Raw genomic sequence first — 18,526 nt, forward strand, 5'->3', positions numbered from 1 at the left:
ACATGCGCCACGCATCGCTCGTGTGCGGAGCGTGACGCGCGTGCGCGTGCAAACGTGAACGGCCGTGCCGCGGCGTGGCCCTTCCATGTCGGTTGACAACCGCCCCCGACCGGCGCTCTACAGTTTAGCGTGGTCATTGCCTCCTTTCTGGCTGTCGCGGTGCTCGTGTACACCTACTTCGGGTACCCGATCGTTATCGGCATCCTGGCGCGCCTCTGGCCTGCGCAGCGGAAGGAGGATCCGGACTACGTCCCCACGGTGACGGCGTGCATTCCCGTCTTCAATGCGTCGTCGTATCTCCCGGCGAAGGTCGAGAGCCTCCTCGCGCTCGACTATCCGAAGGACAAGCTGGAGGTCCTGCTCTTCTCGGACGGCTCCACGGACGACACAGTGCTCGTCGCGCGACAGCTGGCCGAGCGCGATCCTCGGGTGAAGGTGATCGTCAGCGAGGCGCGCCGTGGCAAGCCGATCGGCGTGAACAAGATGCTCGAGGTCGCGACGGGCGAGGTGCTGTTGATGACGGACATCCGCCAGCCGCTCGTGCCCGGAGCGCTGCGCGCGCTCGTGCGGCTCCTGGCCGATCCGAACGCGGGCTGCGTCTCTGGCAACCTGGTGCTGAAGGGGTCGGCGGGGTCGGGGGCTTACTGGCGTTACGAGAACTGGATTCGCCTCCAGGAGGGTCGGTTCAGGAGCATGGTGGGCGTGACCGGTCCCATCTATGCGATCCGCCGCGCCGACATGAGCCAGCTCCCGGAGGGCGTCATCCTCGACGACATGTGGGTGCCGATGCGGCTCCGCCTCGAGGGGCGCTCGATCCTGTTTGCACCCGACGCGATCGCGTACGACGACGCGTTCGGCGACGAGCGCGAGTTCGGCCGCAAGGTGCGCACGCTGGCCGGCAATTATCAGCTCTTTTCGCTGCTCCCGGCGCTCCTCGTCCCGTTCAGGAACCCGTCCTGGTTCGAGATCTTCTCGCACAAGCTGCTCCGCCTCGTGTGCCCCTGGGCGCTCGCCGCGCTGCTGATCACGTCGACGGTCGCGTGGACGGGCGCCGAGATGAGCGGCGACGCCTCGTGGACGCTCTACGCGGCGCGCGCGCTGTTCGGCGGGCAGGTGGCCTTCTACCTGCTCGCGGCGCTCGGGGGCGCTGCGGGCAAGCTCGGCGCGCTCGCGCGGACGTTCGTGGTCCTGAACGCGGCGGCGGTGGTCGGCCTCTGGCGATACCTCCGCGGCTCGCAGAAGGTCACCTGGTAGCGCGGGGGCGCGCCGGGGTTACGGCTCCAGCAGGCCCACGAGCTCGTGAACGGCGCGATGCGACCGCCTGAGGGAGAGCGACTCCGGGAGAAGCTGCTCTAGCCCGTCGGGCGGCCGCGACTGGAACCTGACCGGCGCGGGGAGGACGTCGAGCCCTGCGCGCTCGAACATGCGGATGGCGCGCGGCATGTGGAGCGCGCTTGTCACGACCACGACGGCGTCGGCCGACAGGCCGCGGGCGATCCGCGTGGACTGGAGGGCGTTCTCTCGGGTATCGCGCGACTCGGTCTCCAGGATGATCTTCTTCCTGGGAACGCCGAGCTCCACGAGCAGATCGGCCATGGCGCTGGCGAGCTCGGTGGGCGCGCTCCTGAGGTCCTTCCCCGAGACGATGATGTGGTCGAAGCCGTACTCGCGGTAGACGCGCACGGCGGCGAGGCCGCGCTCGAGGCCCTCCGCCGACTGCCGTTCCATGGGCGGCTCGCCGAACTCGTCGGCGTCGATGCCGGCGGTGAGGATGACGAGGACCCGCCGCTCGGGTGAGCTTCCGGCGAGATCCGCGTGCAGGTCCCTCGGCGCCGTGCTGATCCGGCGCGCGAGCGTGCTGGAGAGCCAGGGTGTGGAGAGGAGCCACAGCGCGAGCCAAGCGCTCCACGCGAGCGCCCGCCCGATCTTCGCCCCGCGTGCTCGGAAGCTCCAGTCGCTGCCGGAGAGCGCGAGGCCGACGCCGGCGGCGACGAGGAGCACGAGGAGGGGATCGACGAGGCGGGAGATGGGCAAGGCGAGGCTCGCCGTGAGGCGCCGGGTACGCCCGATCTATGCAGGCGCCGGGGAGGTGATTCGAGCGAAAAAGGGGCCGTCTCCAGGTGAACGGCGGGACGGAATCGATCGGGGATCGCCCGCCTCGAGGCGACGCGTGCTCGCGGCGGCTCGTGGTGGAGCGAGGTTCAATGCCGCCGGTGTGTGCGCCGGCGCCTGGCTGCGGCCGCGAGGGCGAGCCCCGCGAGGCCCGCGGGGAGCCACCCGTTCGGGGCGTTGCCGGGCATCCTGCAGCCGCAGCCGCCGTCGTCGCCGGAGCGGCCCACGTTGCCGCCGGTCGAGCTGTCGCCGCCGGTGCCGTTGCCGCTGCTGTCGCTTCCGCCGGCGCCGTTGCCGCTGCTGGCGTTGACGGGCGGCTCTCCCAGATCGAGCGGCGCTTCCGCGTCATCGGCCGCGACGAGGATGGGCGGCGCCTCGCCGGTCTCCTCGTAGATGGCCAGGAGATCGTCTCCCGTCTCGTCCGTGCTGTTCGCGGACTGCAGGAACTCGATGTACTCCTTCGTCATCGACTGGTAGTACACGCGCGCCGAGAGCGTCTGTCTGCCGAAGGCGTCGGCCGGGACGGTGAGCGTGAAGCGCGCCTCGTCGTAGTTGCGGTATCCGCCGTTCCCATCGGTGAAGTCGACCTCCTGGGTCGGCTGGGTGGTCCGCGACGGGACGAAGCCCTTCGGCGGGATGCGCGTGTCGGAGATGATCATGTCGTGGCGCGCGAGGTGCTCCTCCTTCTCGCCCACGCCCGCCTCGCTGTTCCACTTCCCGTGCACGGCCCGGTACTCGTGCGTGGGCGGCTCGTGCTGGATCTCCCCGGTGTCGGCGTCGTAGCCGCCGAGCAGCGGCCGTTCGACGCCGTTCTCGTCGACGAGGAACACGGCGATCCAGGCGCGCCGGCTCTCCGCATAGCCCGTCGGGAACTTGTGACCGGTGAGGTTCTCGACCCGGACGGTGACGGCGATCTCCTCTCCTGGCGCGGCCTCCTGCGGGGCCTCGACGAGCGTGACCGAGGCGGCCGAGGCGAGGCTCTTGAGCGTACTGTCGAGCGCGAGCTGGAAGGAGTCGGCGTAGTCCGCGGCGCGCGCCGGGTCGGCCGCCATGACGGCCTGGATGCCCCAGTGGTTGCCGCCGACGAGGATGTGCGTGCGCGGATCGGTTCGAATCGGCCCGCGATCACCGACAGGCACCTCGCCGGTCCTCCTCTGCATATGACAATCGACGCAGCCTTGAGCGCTCGATCCGCCATTGCGAAAGTCGCTGGAAGCCCACTCCTCGTAGGTCGTGTCGAGCGGAAACTCGACGTTGGTATCGTTTCCGTCCGCGTCCTTCAGCTTGATCTCCGGATTGGTGACCTGATGGCATTGGCCACAAAACGCGGATTCGGCGAGCTCGGGCGTCCGTTCTCCAGTGTGAGATTCAGAGACGACGTCCTCATAGGGGCCAGACACCATGGGCGTGGCTGTGAATCCGGCAACCGCGGGCGTGACGTCGAACACGAGCTGAGCATTGCCGATGATGTACCCGTCGTCAGCGCCTGGCGTCGTCAGCGCGCGATGACAAGCGCTGCAGCTGACCCCCTGGCCGTCGATGATCTTGCCGTCGACCGACGCCTCGGGGTCGAATCCAGAGCCGTCCGGGGGCGTCGCCCTCCCGTTCAGGAACCCGATGGGGGAGTGGCATCGCAGGCAGAAGGTCCCGACCCCCGGCGCGTCCTGGTTGGCGACCGCAAGAGCGGCCTTGAAGACGGGGTCGCGCCATGCATTGGCCATCATGGTGCCTGCCCACGTGTCGGTGGGCATGTAATCCTGGTGCTCCTGGATCTCTGCTCGATGGCAGCCGGCGCAGCGCTCCGCGGTGCCCAGGTTGTTTGGCTGTGGCATCTCGTCGGGGCCCGTGCCCTGGAGGTCATCGATTCCAGCTGCTGCCTCGTGGCTCAGCAACCCGAGCGCGAGCGCCCAACCTACCGCCAGTCTCCGCGTCTTCTGCATGGCTCGAATCCAGATCTGGTAAGCTGCTCTTCGGAAAAATGGGGACCAACGACGGACGGCCGCGCTGGTCCCTGCGGACCACGTGCCAATCTATTCCGGATCGATCCGGAAGATGCTGCCTCCATAGGAGACGATGTACAGCTCGCCGGCAGCGTCCTCGCCGAACGAAGCCAGGCCCTGGATGGTGCTCTCAGAGGCGAGGTCCTGGCTCAGCGAGCTCCTCGGCGTGGCGACGCCGTCCTTCCAGGTGAGCATCCAGACCCGGTCCGTTTCAAAGTCGCCGAACAGGTACTTCCCACGAAGCGCCGGGATCCTGCTCCCACGATAGACATAGCCGCCTGTCACCGAGCCATCGCCGCTGTCGTGGTCATATGCCACGACGGGCCGTGTGATCGTCGGCGAGTCGCAGCTGGTCGCCTCGTCGTCCTTGAGGCACGTACCCCCCTCGGTGACGCTCCATCCGTAGTTCTTGTTGCCCTGTCCGCGCGGCTCGATGTTGATCTCCTCGAAGAGGCGCCCACCGACATCCCCGATGTAGAGATCGCCTCTGCAGCGGTCGAAGCTGAACCGCCACGGGTTGCGCAGTCCGTAGTCCCACACGTACGGGTCTCCGCCGCGGACATTCCCAGCCGGCGCCGTCGGGTGATTCTCGACGTCTACGCGAAGTATCTTGGCGTATTTCACCTCGATGTTTTGCCCGTTGTTGTTCGGGTCCGGGTCGGAGGTATCCCCGCCGCCGTCCCCCACGCCGATATAGAGCATCCCATCGGGGCCGAACGCGAGCATCCCGCCATTGTGGTTGCCTCGCAGCACCGGTATCGAGAAGAGCTCGGTCGCCTGCGGGTCGGCTCGATCCGGATTGCTCGCTGAACGCTTGTACTCCCGGAGGACCAGCGTTCGTGACCTTGTATTGTAGTAAACGAAGAACCTTCCGTTGCTCGCATACTGCGGGTGGAACGCGAGTCCGAGGAGCCCTCGCTCGTCCTCATCGTACTCACTCCCCTGGACGTCCGCGGTGATGTCGAGGAACGGAGCGCTCTGCAGCTCCCCTCCGTTGATGAGGCGGATGGTTCCGCCCTGCTGCACGACGTAGAGCCGGCTGGGATCTTCGGGCTCGCTCGTCACGAACAAGGGCTGATTCAGGCCGCGTGCTACCTCGGTGAGGCGGAGCGGCGGTACGGTCCCGCCCGGCTCGTCGCACTCGATCGTCCCGCTCCCTCCCACGCCGGTTCCGCTCGCTGGGCCGGCTCCCGCTCCGCTGGTCGGGTCGGTGCCCGAGCTGGTCGAGTTGGCGCCCGAGCTGGTCGAGTTGGCGCCCGAGCTGGTCGAGTTGGTGCCCGAGCTGGTTCCGCTGCTCGTCGGAGTGCCCGCCGAGGTGCTGCCGCCGGTGCCCGTCGTACCGGGACCGGAGCCTCCCCCGCCGCCGCCTCCTGCTCCCGAGTCGCTGCCGCCGCAGCCATTCAGCATGAAGCCGATCCCGACGACGGCGGCTGCGATGGGCATGAAAGACAAACGGAAACGCTTCTGGTCTATCATGCAGTAGGACACTATCCGAACAGCGCGCCCCTTGGTATAACTTTCCACCGCTCGGCGACGTCGGTATCTTGCGGCAGGCGCCCTGGATCGGCGGGGATGACTACAATGCAAGACTCTTCCCTACTGCTGGTTGAAATTCTGTCGCGCCGGATTCCGCCGGTGGCGCGTTCCTGGCTGGAGCGCGTCGAGACATTGACTGGGACCGGTGCGCGCCTTGGTGCACCGGTGAGCGAGGCGTCGACCTGGTTCGATCGCGATCGCTTCCTAGCGACGTTCACTGCGGCGGTACGGGTGCTCGGCAAGGAGCCGCTCGGGCTTCGCGCCGAGGAGCGGGATGAGCTGGCTGCTGCCGGGATCGCCGGGGCGATCGAAGGGCGAGGGTTGGATGAGCTCGGCCGGGTAACGATGCTCGTGCAGGTTTCGAGGCGCCTTCCCGCACCGGAGCTCGAATTGCTGCTTCGGGTTTGCTACGAGCAGGGAGATGGACGGGAGCGGCAGGCGCTCTTGCGGGCACTGCCGTTCTTGGTCGAGGCGGAGCGCTTCGTTCCGCTGGCCGTCGAGGCGTGCCGCACCAACGAACTGCCCGTCTTCGAGGCGATAACCTGCGAGAATCCCTACCCAGCGGCTTATTTTCCCGATCTCAACTTCAACCAGATGGTCCTCAAGGCGATGTTCATCGGCGTGGCGCTCGCCCGGATTGTAGGGCTCGATCGGCGGCGCTCGAGCGAGCTCGCCAGGATGGCGGAGGACTTCGCGAGCGAACGGAGGGCGGCTGGCCGGAGCGTTCCGGCCGACATCGGCCTGCTCTCCCTGGACCATGAGCGCGAGCGCGCGACGCGGATCCCCGAGTGAAGCGGCGCGATGCGGAGGGACCATTGAAACTATTCGATCCTCACATCCACATGACATCGCGGACGACCGACGACTACCAGGCGATGGCTGCGGCCGGCGTCGTCGCGATCCTCGAGCCGGCGTTCTGGCTCGGCCAACCGAGGACCCATGTCGGCACCTTCGAGGACTACTTCACGTCCCTGCTAGGCTGGGAGCGCTTCCGGGCCAGCCAGTTCGGTATCCGCCACCTCTGCACGCTGGGGCTCAACCCGAAGGAGGCCAACAACCCCCGCGTAGCGCAAGGCGTGATCGAGCTCCTGCCGCGCTATCTCGACAAGGAGGGCGTCGTCGCCGTCGGCGAGATCGGGTTCGACGACATGACGCCGGAGGAAGAGAAGTATTTTGCCCAGCAGGTCGAGCTCGCTCGAGACCACGATCTCCCGATCCTTGTACACACGCCGCACCGCGACAAGAAGCGCGGCACGGAGCGGACGCTCGCGCTGGTGCGGGAGCTTTGGTTCCCTGAAGAGCGCGTGCTCATCGATCACAACAACGAGGAGACGCTGCCGCTCGTGCTCGCGACCGGCTGCTGGGCCGGTCACTCCATCTATCCAAATACCAAGATGGACGAGGATCGGATGGTCGCGCTGGTCAAGACCTATGGCGCCGAGCGGATCCTGATCAACAGCGCGGCGGACTGGGGCGTGAGCGATCCGCTCAAGGTCCCGAAGACGGCGGCGCGAATGCGCGAGAACGGGATCGCGGACGAGGCGATCGAGCGAATCGTCTGGAAGAACCCCCTCGCCTTCTTCTCCCAGAGCGGCCGGCTCGATCTCGCGGAGTTCGGCGAGGCGCCGGCGGTGGATCAGCGCGCCCTGTTCGAGGGGAACTCGGTGCTGCGCGGTCAGGCCCCCGTCGTGAAAGGCTGATCGAGAGCGCGCATGCACCGCACCGTCGTCCTCAATGTCGTCGGGCTCACCGGCGAGCTCCTCGGCGACGCCACGCCGAACCTGAAGCGGCTCGCTCGGGAAGGGGCGATGCGCCCGCTCCAGACCGTGCTGCCAGCGGTCACGTGCACGGTCCAGTCGACCTTCACGACAGGGCTCCTCCCGAGCGGGCACGGCTGCGTCGCGAACGGCTGGTACTTCCGTGACATCGCCGAGGTGAACCTCTGGCGCCAGGCGAACCAGCTGGTGACAGGGGAGAAAATCTGGGAGGCCGCGCGTCGGCGCGATCCGACGTTCACCTGTGCCAAGCTGTTCTGGTGGTACAATATGTACAGCTCGGCGGATTATGCGGTGACGCCGCGGCCGATCTACTGGGCGGACGGGCTCAAGCTGCCGGATATTTACACCGAGCCGGCGTCGTTGCGCGATGAGCTCGTCGTCCGGCTGGGTGAGTTTCCGCTCTTCAATTTCTGGGGTCCGAACGCGGACATCCGATCGACGGAGTGGATTGCACGGTGCGCGCGCCATGTGTACGACACGCGCCGACCAACGTTGACGCTGGTCTACCTCCCGCACCTCGACTACAACCTGCAGCGGCTAGGGCCGGATCATCCGGCGATCAAGGATGACCTTCGCGCGGTGGACGCCGTGTGCGGGGAGCTGATCGACCATGTGCGCAAGGACGGGGCACGGGTGATCGTCCTGTCCGAGTACGGCATCACGCGCGTGTCCGGCGTGGTGCACATCAACCGTGCGCTCCGAGAGCAGGACCTTCTTCGCGTCCGGAACGAGCGTGGTCTCGAGAAGCTCGACGCCGGCGCGTCCGAGGCGTTCGCAGTGGCGGATCATCAGATAGCGCATGTATATGTGCGTCGCCCGGAGCGTATTCAAGAGGTGAAGGCGCTTCTTGAGAGGCTCCCCGGAGTTGAGGTCGTCCTCGACGCGGAAGGCAAGCGTTCCGCCGGGCTCGAACATGCGCGATCGGGGGAGCTCATCGCGATCTCACGAGCGGACCGGTGGTTTAGCTACTACTACTGGCTCGATGACGACAGTGCCCCAGAGTTTGCCAGGACTGTCGATATTCATCGCAAGCCTGGGTACGATCCTGTGGAGTTATTTGCTGATCCCAAGCTGCGCGCCTTGCCCGTCCGTATTGCTTGGAGGCTTCTCAAGAAGAAGCTTGGGTTTCGCTATCTCATGGACGTGATCCCGCTAGACGCCGCGCTGGTAAATGGATCGCACGGTCGTTTGACCGAGCGATCGGAGCAGGGGCCGCTCATTTTGTCTACTTGTGACTCGATGCTGCCAGACGAACGCGTGCACGCTGTCGACGTCAGCAAAATTGTGTTGGACCACATTTTTGACTGACGCAGCTTGGACTGTTTGTGTGATGAGCCGTGCTCGGTTTGCTCGAGGCGCGATGCTAAAATCCAAGCTTTGCTATAAAGACGGTTTCGTGGTCGCTCCTCAGTGTGCCAGAGTCGAACATGATTGTTCGAGAGAACGATCCGGCGATGATAGTCTCAGCGCTCGGGTCCGTCCTTGCCGCGATTCCGAATGACGGTCCGCCGCTCGGGTAGGATTCCTTCCAGAGCGTCTTTCCTGACGAGTCCAGCTTGAGCACCCAGGGGGACGGAAGCTCGGCGTGCTCCAGTATCTCGTTGTCCACTCTCAGCTCGCCGCTGAAATCGCCGGTGACAACGATATTGTTAAGAGCGTCTGTGCTGATGTCGGCTGTCGCGTTGTGGATGGTTCCTTCGAAATCCCGACTCCATCGGTGCTCTCCGGATGTGTTGAATTGGGCGACGAAGACTGCTGTGTGTTCTGCGGATGCGCCGAGGGTCTTGCCGATTTCGAACTCGATGCTCTCGTCGTAATTGCCCGTGGCAGAAATGTTGCCGAGGGCGTCGACGTCCAGAGCAGAGGGGTAACCATTGTGGAAGCCGCGCGCCCACGTCGGGTTACCGTCGCTGTCGAGCTTTGCCAGGAACATTCCCGCACCGTCAAGCTCCGGCGAATCGCCAAAGCTGATCGAATTTTGGTGATTCCCCGTGATGACGATGTTGTTGCTGCGATCGATGGCGGTGTCTATGAGCATGTCGTCGCCGGAGCTGCCGAATCTCCGTGCCCATCCACCCTGCTCGACGCTCGCGGAGCCTGTGCTCCCGTCGAGCTTTGCGATGTACATGTCCAGCGTGTTCGCTGGAGCGGAGGTGAGGATCGCATCATCGAACTCGATCTTCCCCCTGAACGTTCCTGAGAGCAGCGCGTCGCCGTGTTGTGTGCTATTGATCTTGGGGCGAACGATCCTGGCGAATTGGTCGAAGATGCGCTCATTGACGGGGTTCGCCGGAAAACCGCGGCTCCAGATGTGGGCCCCTTTGTCGTCGAATTTCGCTACAAAGAGGCCTGGTCCTACATCGCTGCCGCCGAAGTTGATCGTGCCGCTGCTGACGCCAGTCAAGAAGATGTTGCCTGAGGCGTCTGTGCTGACGGACGTCGCTTCCTGGGCCGCAGCATCCCCGAATCTGTGACTCCAGAGGTGATTCCCGGATTTGTCGAATGCTGCGACGAATATGTCGGACCCGCCAGCGCTCGTGAGTGGTTCAGCACCGAGATGTACGGGCTCCGAGAAGCCGCCGGCTGCGATGATATTGCCCTCTCTGTCGATTGCTATCGAGTGGGCTATTGCATCGCTGCCGAACGTCTGTGCCCACAAGATGCAGTCGAGTCCGTCGCAGTTTTCGTCGTCGTCAGACGCGCAGAGCTCTTGGGCTGGCAATCTTTCGTCCTTGCATGCGCTCCACGTGGTCCCATTCTCGTCGCATGTTCGTGTCCCAGATTTGCACAGGCCGATGTCTGCGGTGCCTTGTGGGCCGCTGTAGCAATTTTCTGCCATGTTCGGCTTACACACGCTCGCGCTGTCATTCCCGCCTGTGTTCTGGTCTTCTGGCGCGGGAGAGTCCTCAAATTCGCCGAGCCCGAGGACGAGCGCGCATCCGGGGCCTGCGAGGATGAACGCAAGAAGGCATGCCTGAATGGTCCGCGCGCTGCGTAACATCATGACTCGCATCTCCAGTAACCCGAGCTGTTGTTGCCGTCTCTTCGATGAGGATATCGGCTGAGATGCTGGCTCACCTGCCAGTCTTCACGTCCCCCTCACCACCCTCTGCATCGCCAGCGTCAGCGGGAATCCCATCATCGCCAGCGCCGCCGCGCCGCCGGCGCCCGGCGCTCCGCTCTTCGCGATGAGCACCGCGTCCAGCAGCGATATCCCCGCGATGAGCGTCACCACGGCGCGCGGGATCCGGTCCTTCCGCGTCCCCCGCAGCAACCTCACCGCGTGGATCACGCAGCCAGCGAGCGCCCCGTACGCGATCGTCCCCATCATCCCGGTGAGCGGCGCGCCGAGCGTCGCCAGGAACGGGACCGCCATGAAGCCGAGCGCCCACAGGCTGCGCACCGCCAGCAGGTTCTCCTGCTTCGCGATCGCGGTCAGCCCGATCAGATAGAACAGCAGCGCCGCGCCCCCGCCGATCACCGCGCTCCCGAGCTGCCCGCCCGCCGCGAGCGCGGCGCTCACATAGACCAGCACGCGGCATGCTCCCATCAACGCGGGGCTCAGCGGGTTCCCCTTGTGCCAGGCATCGTAAAGGACGATCGCCCCGGCGAGCAGCGCGCTCGCCAGGGCGGGCGCCATCCCTCGGTTCGCCACATAGGCATGGCCGCCCACGATCAGCACCCCCGCCCCGAGCAGGCCGTAACCGACCGCGAACACTTCCCGAGCGCTCACCAGGCCGGATGGGATCGGCCGCTCGGGCCGCTCGCGCGCGTCGATCTCCCGGTCGAACGCGTCGTTGAGGAACATGCCGCCCACGTACATCAGCGACACCGCAAACCCCACCAGCGCCACCTCGGACGCCCGCGGCCCGGACCCCGACAGGGCCATGCCACAGAGCACGTTCGTCCACACCGTGGGCAGGTTCGAGACGCGGCCGAGCCGCAGATACACCCGTGCGCGCGAGCTCATCGCTCTGCCCCCGCTCCGCGGTCCACTCGGCCACCGGAGTTCGCGCCGACTCCGGAGTCCGCTCGCCCACCGGAGCTCGCCCCGACTTCGTGGCCGCCCCCGCCAACGCCCCGGCCCTCGCCGACGTCGGCGCCCACGCTCCCGTTACCCACCATCCGCTCCTCCACCCAGCGGAGCTCCCTCGCCACCGCCTCGACAAGCCCGCCGCGGCGCTGGTCCTCCGGCAGTACATCCCAGGTGTAGGTCTCTACCTCGAGGTGCTGCGTCGCAGGCGAGTCTCGCAGGTGCGACAGCAGCGTTGCCAGCTCCGGCTGCGTCGTCGCGAGCGTGCCCTCGAGCTCCCGGAAGATCGGCACATGGAAGTGGACGCGCCACTCCTCCGGCTGCGCTCCGGGCGGCGCCGCCTTCGCGCCCTCGAGCGACGCCAGCGCCTCGGGCAGATCCAGGTAGCGAACGAGCTCGCCCCCGCCTTCGCGTCGCTCGACCACCTGGTGCAGGTAGACGACGTCCTCCGCATACGCGCGCAGCCTCGCCATCGTCGCCGGCTCGCGCTCCGCCACGCGCGCGCGCAGCCCGGCGCTGAGCTGCACCTTGTGCACGCCGATCCCCGCCGCGCGGAGCGCCGCGAGCGACGCGGGGGCGTCCTCGAACTCCACCGCCATGTGGCACGCGTCGAAGCAGAGGCCGAGGTGGCTCCGGAGCGCCTCCTCGGCGTCCGGCAGGCTCATCCCGGCCAGCGCCGACAGCTCGCGGGCGCGCTCCGGCGCGAACACGTGATCGGTGAAGAAGCCGATCGCCTCGGGCGTCGTCTCGAGGAAGCAGCACGGCTCCGGCTCGAGGGCCAGCGCGATGTGCTTGCCCGTGCGGCGGCGGATCTCGACGAGGTGCGCCGCGTGCTCGACCAGCCGCCGCGCCATCGCCGCCGCGTCGCCCGGCGTGCGCACCCGCGGCCTGAACGCGCCGGGCACCGTGCTGACGCTGCCCATCAGGCCCTCGTTCGCCGGCAGCAGCTCGGCGAGGAGCGTCGCCAGGAGATTGCTGTACGCGAGCCGCTCCTCGTCGAGCCAGTCGGGCAGGTACACGCGCTCCTTCACCGCCGCGCCGTGGAACCGGCCGTAGGGAAAGCCGTTCAGCGTGAACACGTACAGGCCGTTCCGCTCGAGAAAATCGCGGAACGCGTCGAGCTCCGCCGGCTCGGCGAGCTCCGCCGCCGCCCTCGCCGAGAGCCGCAGCCCCACCCCGCACCGGCGGCGCGCGCTCGGCCCGACGCCATCCGCCCCTCTGCCGCCTTGTCCGCGCAGCGCCCCTTCCTCCCCGCCGGTCGCGCGCGACCAGATCGCGAGCAGGTGTGTCTCGAGGCTCTGCTTCACCTCCGACCACGTCTCACCCGCGTGGATGTTCGTGCAGTACGTGAGGTGCGGCGCGCCCGCGCACGCGAGCCTCATGATTGCGCCGCTCCCGTGGCCACGCCCGCCGCTCCCATGGCCGTGCCCGCCGCTCCGGTGGCCACACCCGCCGCTCCGGTGGCCACGCCCGCCGCTCCCGTGGCCGTGCCCGCCGTTCCCGTAGCCGCGCCCGCCGCGCCGGTCGCCGCGAGCGCGCCCCGCCTCGCGGCGCGCTCGCGCAGGCGCGCGATCGCCGCGACGATGTGCCGCTCCTCCATCGCGTGCACCTCGCGGGCGCGCCCCACGTCCTCGAGCAACGTCACCGTGAGCTCCCCGCCGAGGTGCTCGCGGAACTCGTCCAGCCCATCGAGCACGCAGAGCCGCTCGCCCCGCTCGCCCCGCTCGCCCCGCTCGCACGTGCGCGTCAGCGCGAGCGCGTCGTCCCACAGCGTGAAGCCGAGCGCCTCGAGCGCCGCCACCACCGCGGCCGCCGTCGCCTGGCTGCACAGGCCGGCCAGCTCGGCGTACAGGGTGTCGATCGCGATCCCGATCGCGACCGCCTCTCCGTGGCGGAGCCTGTGCTTCGTGAGCGACTCCAGCTTGTGCGCAGCCCAGTGCCCGAAGTCGAGGGGCCGCGCGCTCCCGAGCTCGAACGGGTCGCCCGCGCTCGCGATGTGCTGGAGGTGGATCTCCGCCGAGCGGCGCACGAGCTGCGCGAGCGGCGCGAGCGACCCCGACGCGAGCGCGGGCGCGTGCTCGGACAGCCACGAGAACAGCCTCGCGTCCCGGATCAGCGCGACCTTCACCGCCTCCGCCATCCCCGCCACCTTGTCGCGCAAGGGCAGCGTCTCCAGAAAGCGCGGATCGATGAGCACCGCGAACGGCGGGGCGAACGTGCCGAGCAGGTTCTTCTTCCCGAACGCGTTGACGCCATTCTTCACGCCGACGCCGGAGTCGGCCTGCGCGAGCACCGTGGTCGGGATCCGCACGACCCGGACGCCTCGGTGCACCGTCGCCGCCGCGTAGCCGACCATGTCGAGCACCGCGCCGCCTCCGACGATCATCACGAACGACTGCCGATCCATCCCCAGCGCGTCGAGCCTCGCCTGCAGCGCGGCCGTCGCCGCGCCGTCGTTCTTCGCCGCCTCGCCGCCGGGGACCACGATCGGCTCGGCCGCGAGCGTGAGCAGGTCCGGGCGCGCACCCACGTACCGCGCGATGTCGTCCGCCAGAGACGGCCACGCCGCCGCGACGCCGCCGTCGATCACCGGCAGCACGCGGTGGCGCCGGCGCGGCTCCTTCGCGGCGATGGCGGCCGCGAGGTCGGCGTTGCTCGGCGAGAAGACGCCCTCCGTGAAGTAGACGGGGTACTCGAAGGGGACCGCGATCCGTTGCAGATGAAGCAGCATCAAAGCCGACTTTCGAGAGAGGTCATCGGCCCGTCAAGTTGGTTCCTCGCGAGGATCCCGCGTCTTGCCGCGGTACGAAAACTTCCCCTTGGCGGCGGACGGCCTTCCTGCAATGCTGGCGCCGCTCGGTGAATCGCGCCGCCGTACGGCCGAGTTCACCTCGTGGCCCCGTGATCGCCGCTTGATCGCAACCCCGTACCGCCTGACATCCTCCTCAATGCAGACGCCCATGGAAGGCACAACCCGTCCCTCGAAACGGTCCTTCATGCGAGGAGTGCTTCTGACGGCAGCGGCAGGGCTCGCCCTCGCCGCGTTCTCCGCCGGGTGCGCGCCCACGTACGTGTACAATCCGGCGAACTACGCGAAGGAGTACGACCCGCGTAAGCACGAATACACGATCGGGGTAGGGGACCAGATCCGGATCAACGTCTGGCGCATGGCCGACCTGTCGAGCGACGCGCTCGTCCGGGCCGATGGCGTCATCACGATGCCGCTCATCGGCGACGTCTACGTGGCCGGCAGGACCCCGACCCAGGTGCGCGAGGAGCTGAAGAAGCGGCTCGCCGAGTTCGTGAAGGACGAGACGGCCGTGATCACCGTCGCCGTGACCGGGATCAACAGCTACCGGTTCGTGGTCAGCGGCAACGTCGCGCGCGCCGGCATCTTCGCCTCCAACTACTTCGTCTCCGTCTCGGAGGCGCTCGCGCTGGCCGGCGGTCCAAACCAGTTCGCCTCGACGGATCAGATCCTGCTCATCCGCATGGATAGCCCGGGCAAATTCCGGCACATCCCCATCAACTACGACGAAATCGCCTCGCGCAAGCGGCCCGAGCAGGACCTCGTGCTCAAGGCCGGCGATACCGTCTTCGTGCCCTGATCGTGGCCGGCTCCTCCGCGCTTGCTCGAAAGGCCGTCCTCGGCGCGGTCTGGACGATCGCGACGGGGCTCGGCTCGCGCGTGCTCGGCCTGATAGGCACCCTCGTGCTCACCCGGTTCATCGCGCCGGATGTGTACGGCGAGGTCTCGGCAGCGTCCGTCGTGATCATGACGGCGCACTTCATGTCGAGCCTCGGGACCGGCCAGTTCATCGCGTCGAGGCCCAACCTCGACCGTCAGATGGTCTTCAACGCGACCGTCTATTTCCACGTCGCGGGCCTCCTCGCCATCGCCGCCGTCTACCTCCTCCGGGAGCCGATCGCGGTGCACCTCGTCGGCGCGCCCGGGATGCTCCAGTTCATGCCGGGGCTCATCCTCGCGATGTTCATCGATCGGATCTGGTACGTCCCCGATCGCCTGCTCATCCGCGAGATGCGCTTCCGCAGCGTCAGCCTCCGGAACGCCGCCGGCGAGCTCACCTACACCGCGGCGTCCGTCTCCCTCGCCATGCTCGGCTGGGGAGGAAACGCCATCGTGGTCGCGACGCTCCTGCGCGCTGTCGTGCGCGTGGTGACCACGGTCCCGGCGGTGAAGCTCTCCGAGTGGCTGACGCCGAGCCCGCTGTCGGGCGAGAAGGCGCGCGAGCTGTTCGCCTTCGGCATCCCGCTCAACTTCGGGTCGCTGGCGAACTTCGGGGCCTCCAAGTGGGACAACCTCGTCATGATCCGCCTGTTCGGGGAGCAGGTCGGCGGGCTCTACAACCTCGCGTGGAACCTCGCCGACATCCCGGCCTCCCAGGTCGGCGAGCGCATCGGCGACGTGCTCGTCCCGTCGTTCGCGAAGCTCGAACCGGAGCAGCGCAAGGCGGCGCTCGTCCGCGCGCTCACGCTGCTCGCGCTCCTCATCTTCCCGCTCGCCGTGGGCCTCGGCGCGGTCGCCCCGACGATCCTGAACGACACCTTCTTCAACGAGGCATGGGAGCCGGCCGGCCCGCTCCTCGCCGTGCTGTCCGCGCTCGGCGTCACGCGCCCGATCGGCTGGGTCTTGTCCTCGTACATGCAGGTCTACGGCCGGACGCGGACGATCATGGTCCTTGAGTGGCTCAAGGTGGCCGCGATCGTCGGCAGCATCGCGCTGCTCGGGACGATCGGCGGCGTCCTCTGGGCCTGCGCCGGCGTCGGCGTCGCGTTCGGGGTGCACGCCCTGGCGAGCCTCTGGGTGGTCAAGCGCGCCGATGGCGTCCCGTACATGCGGCTCCTGCGCCCGCTGGTCCGCCCGCTCCTCGCGTGCCTGCCCATGGTCGTCGCGGTGCTCGCCGTCCGCTACGGCATGCGGTCGCTCCACGGCCTGCCCCGCGGGTGCCGCCTTGGCGCCGAGGTGGTGGTCGGCGGGCTCGCCTTCGTCGCTTCCGCGCTCGTCATCGCGCGGCAGGCATCACGGGACTTCCTCCAGCTCGCCCGCGAGGCGGTCCGCCGCCGCCGTTAAGGCGTTTCCTGAATGTCACCGATCCGGAGTGACCAGCGAAGCGCGCGCAGCGAGCGTGACGAGAGCAATACGCGTGACGAGCGTGACGAGCGCAACGCGCGTGAGCGAGCGCAACATGCGTAGCGTGCGTAGCGAGCGCAACGAGCTCAACAAGCGCACGGCGCGCAGCGCAGCGCAACGAGGAGCACCTCTCCCCGCGCAATCGTTGAGGTCCCACGCGACACTCGAGCGAAATTTAGGGGCCTGTGGTAGCGTCGGGCCCCTCTCTTCGAAACTGGGTCGGGATCCGCGTGGCGGCTCCCCTCCACCACTGGAGATAAAAGGAAATGGCAGAGACGCATCCCGCTGCGGTCGAGAGCCTCCTGGCCAAGATCAACTCTCGCGAAGCCCAGGTGGGCATCATCGGCATGGGTTATGTCGGCCTGCCGCTGGCGCTCACGTTCATCGAGAAGGGCTTCCGCGTGCTGGGCTTCGACGTGGACCCCGAGAAGGTCACCGCGCTCAGCGAGGGGAAGAGCTACATCAAGCACCTCGATCCCGCGCGCGTCGCGGCTGCCGCCAAGACCGGCCTGTTCGAGGCGACGGCCGACTTCTCGCGGCTCAACGAGCCCGACGCCATCCTCATCTGCGTCCCCACCCCGCTGACGGCGCAGCGGGAGCCCGACATGAGCTACGTCGTCGGCTCGGCCCAGAAGATCAAGGAGCGGCTGCGGAAGGGCCAGCTCGTCGTGCTCGAGTCCACCACGTACCCGGGCACGACCGATGAGCTCGTGAAGGGCATCCTCGAGCAATCGGGCCTGCGCATGGGCCAGGATTTCTACCTCGCCTTCTCGCCCGAGCGCGAGGATCCGGGCAACCGCGATCACAGCACCGCGACCATCCCGAAGGTCGTCGGCGGCGTCGATCGCGCGTCGCTGGCCCTCTCGGTGGCGCTCTACTCGCAGGCGATCGCGCGCACCGTGTCCGTCTCCTCCGCGCGCGCGGCCGAGGCCGCGAAGCTCACCGAGAACATCTTCCGGGCCATCAACATCGCCCTCGTGAACGAGCTCAAGGTCGTCTACGACGCCATGGGCATCGACGTCTGGGAGGTGCTCGACGCCGCGTCGACCAAGCCGTTCGGCTTCATGCGGTTCAACCCCGGCCCGGGCTGGGGCGGCCACTGCATCCCGCTCGATCCGTTCTACCTCGCGTGGAAGGCGCGCGAGTACGGCGTGTCCACCAAGTTCATCGAGCTCGCCGGCGAGGTGAACGTCGAGATGCCGCACTACGTCGTCAACAAGCTCCAGCTCGCGCTGAACGAGCGCGGCAAGGCGCTGAAGGGCACGAAGGTCCTGCTCCTCGGCGTCGCCTACAAGAAGGACATCGACGACCCGCGCGAGAGCCCCGCGTTCGAGATCATCGAGCTCCTGCGCAGGCTCGGCGCCGTGCTGAGCTTCCACGACCCGCACGTGCCCAAGCTGCCGCGCATGCGCACCTGGCCGCATCTGCCGGAGCTCTCGTCCATCCCCCTCAACGAGGACACGCTCAAGAGCCACGACGCGGTCATGTTGGTCACCGACCACTCCGTGGTCGACTACGATCTGGTGCTGAACCACGCCGCCCTGATCGTCGACGCCCGCGGCGTCTACCGCGCGGCGAACCCCAAGGTCGTCAAGGCCTGACGGAGGGCGCCCCGAGCGGCGCGGGCAGGCTCGCACGCGGGCGCGCGGTCCTGGTGACCGGGCATCCAGCGGCGGCGTCCTTGCCCGCCGTCGCTGACCCGGTGGCGTGTCGCTCAATTCCCGCGCTGTGGGCGGCGCGCCGCGGCGATGCCCGCGTGCTGCCCACGCCACCGCGCGGGCGCGTCAAGGTCGAGCTCCTGGGTGACTCCTCGACAACCGCCGGGGCTCCGCGTGTCCTCGCGACATCGTAGCCGCGTCACCTGGTGTCCGCGTATCCTCGCAACCACGTATCCCTGTAACCCGTAACCCTGTAA

14 protein-coding genes are annotated in these 18,526 nt (G+C 67.7%); 7 read left to right on the forward strand and 7 right to left on the reverse strand.

Annotated features, from left to right (window positions below):
- Positions 1 to 129: 129 nt before the first annotated feature.
- A complete protein-coding gene (locus tag WMF14_RS04860) occupies positions 130 to 1,254 on the forward strand; it encodes a glycosyltransferase family 2 protein (protein ID WP_437799033.1) in 1,125 nt (374 codons plus the stop codon).
- Positions 1,255 to 1,272: 18 nt separating this feature from the next.
- Here the strand turns inward: WMF14_RS04860 and WMF14_RS04865 are convergent, their stop codons facing one another.
- From WMF14_RS04865 to WMF14_RS04875, 3 genes are all read right to left on the reverse strand, one after another.
- Positions 1,273 to 2,034 (reverse strand): YdcF family protein, encoded by a 762-nt coding sequence (locus WMF14_RS04865; protein WP_437799034.1) that lies wholly within the window; start codon positions 2,032 to 2,034, stop codon positions 1,273 to 1,275.
- 167 nt (positions 2,035 to 2,201) lie between these two features.
- Entirely contained in the window at positions 2,202 to 4,052 is a 1,851-nt protein-coding gene (locus tag WMF14_RS04870; RefSeq protein WP_437799035.1) for an MYXO-CTERM sorting domain-containing protein, read from the reverse strand.
- Positions 4,053 to 4,142: 90 nt separating this feature from the next.
- Positions 4,143 to 5,555 (reverse strand): PQQ-dependent sugar dehydrogenase, encoded by a 1,413-nt coding sequence (locus WMF14_RS04875; RefSeq protein WP_437799036.1) that lies wholly within the window; start codon positions 5,553 to 5,555, stop codon positions 4,143 to 4,145.
- A gap of 138 nt (positions 5,556 to 5,693) precedes the next feature.
- Here WMF14_RS04875 and WMF14_RS04880 point away from each other — a divergent pair, with 138 nt between their 5' ends.
- The 3 genes from WMF14_RS04880 to WMF14_RS04890 are packed head-to-tail and all read left to right on the forward strand — an operon-like array spanning position 5,694 to position 8,734.
- Positions 5,694 to 6,440, forward strand: a complete 747-nt coding sequence (locus WMF14_RS04880; RefSeq protein WP_437799037.1) for an EboA domain-containing protein — start codon at positions 5,694 to 5,696, stop codon at positions 6,438 to 6,440.
- A gap of 23 nt (positions 6,441 to 6,463) precedes the next feature.
- A complete protein-coding gene (locus WMF14_RS04885) occupies positions 6,464 to 7,348 on the forward strand; it encodes a TatD family hydrolase (protein WP_437804143.1) in 885 nt (294 codons plus the stop codon).
- Between the two features lie 12 nt (positions 7,349 to 7,360).
- Complete coding sequence (locus tag WMF14_RS04890; protein ID WP_437799038.1) at positions 7,361 to 8,734, forward strand: alkaline phosphatase family protein; 1,374 nt, start codon at positions 7,361 to 7,363, stop codon at positions 8,732 to 8,734.
- A gap of 55 nt (positions 8,735 to 8,789) precedes the next feature.
- Here the strand turns inward: WMF14_RS04890 and WMF14_RS04895 are convergent, their stop codons facing one another.
- The 4 genes from WMF14_RS04895 to WMF14_RS04910 form a co-directional block, all read right to left on the reverse strand.
- Positions 8,790 to 10,148 (reverse strand): hypothetical protein, encoded by a 1,359-nt coding sequence (locus tag WMF14_RS04895; protein ID WP_437799039.1) that lies wholly within the window; start codon positions 10,146 to 10,148, stop codon positions 8,790 to 8,792.
- Positions 10,149 to 10,514: 366 nt separating this feature from the next.
- Positions 10,515 to 11,396 (reverse strand): UbiA family prenyltransferase, encoded by an 882-nt coding sequence (locus tag WMF14_RS04900; protein WP_437799040.1) that lies wholly within the window; start codon positions 11,394 to 11,396, stop codon positions 10,515 to 10,517.
- Positions 11,393 to 12,841, reverse strand: a complete 1,449-nt coding sequence (gene eboE, locus WMF14_RS04905; protein WP_437799042.1) for a metabolite traffic protein EboE — start codon at positions 12,839 to 12,841, stop codon at positions 11,393 to 11,395. The genes WMF14_RS04900 and eboE overlap by 4 nt, the downstream gene beginning before the upstream one ends.
- Positions 12,838 to 14,193 carry a 3-dehydroquinate synthase gene (locus tag WMF14_RS04910; protein ID WP_437799044.1) on the reverse strand — a complete coding sequence of 452 codons (1,356 nt, stop codon included), beginning with the start codon at positions 14,191 to 14,193 and terminating at the stop codon, positions 12,838 to 12,840. The genes eboE and WMF14_RS04910 overlap by 4 nt, the downstream gene beginning before the upstream one ends.
- 262 nt (positions 14,194 to 14,455) lie before the next feature.
- Here WMF14_RS04910 and WMF14_RS04915 point away from each other — a divergent pair, with 262 nt between their 5' ends.
- The 3 genes from WMF14_RS04915 to WMF14_RS04925 all read left to right on the forward strand — a co-directional run bounded on the left by WMF14_RS04915 (position 14,456) and on the right by WMF14_RS04925 (position 18,212).
- Entirely contained in the window at positions 14,456 to 15,067 is a 612-nt protein-coding gene (locus WMF14_RS04915; protein ID WP_437327669.1) for a polysaccharide biosynthesis/export family protein, read from the forward strand.
- A gap of 2 nt (positions 15,068 to 15,069) precedes the next feature.
- The gene (locus tag WMF14_RS04920) at positions 15,070 to 16,551 is read left to right on the forward strand and encodes an oligosaccharide flippase family protein (RefSeq protein ID WP_437799045.1); all 1,482 of its coding nucleotides are present in this window, start codon (positions 15,070 to 15,072) and stop codon (positions 16,549 to 16,551) included.
- Positions 16,552 to 16,877: 326 nt separating this feature from the next.
- Positions 16,878 to 18,212, forward strand: a complete 1,335-nt coding sequence (locus tag WMF14_RS04925; protein WP_272100170.1) for a nucleotide sugar dehydrogenase — start codon at positions 16,878 to 16,880, stop codon at positions 18,210 to 18,212.
- Positions 18,213 to 18,526: the final 314 nt, after the last annotated feature.

The sequence above is a fragment of the Sorangium sp. So ce693 genome (assembly GCF_051521375.1).
Taxonomy (GTDB): domain Bacteria; phylum Myxococcota_A; class Polyangia; order Polyangiales; family Polyangiaceae; genus Sorangium; species Sorangium atrum.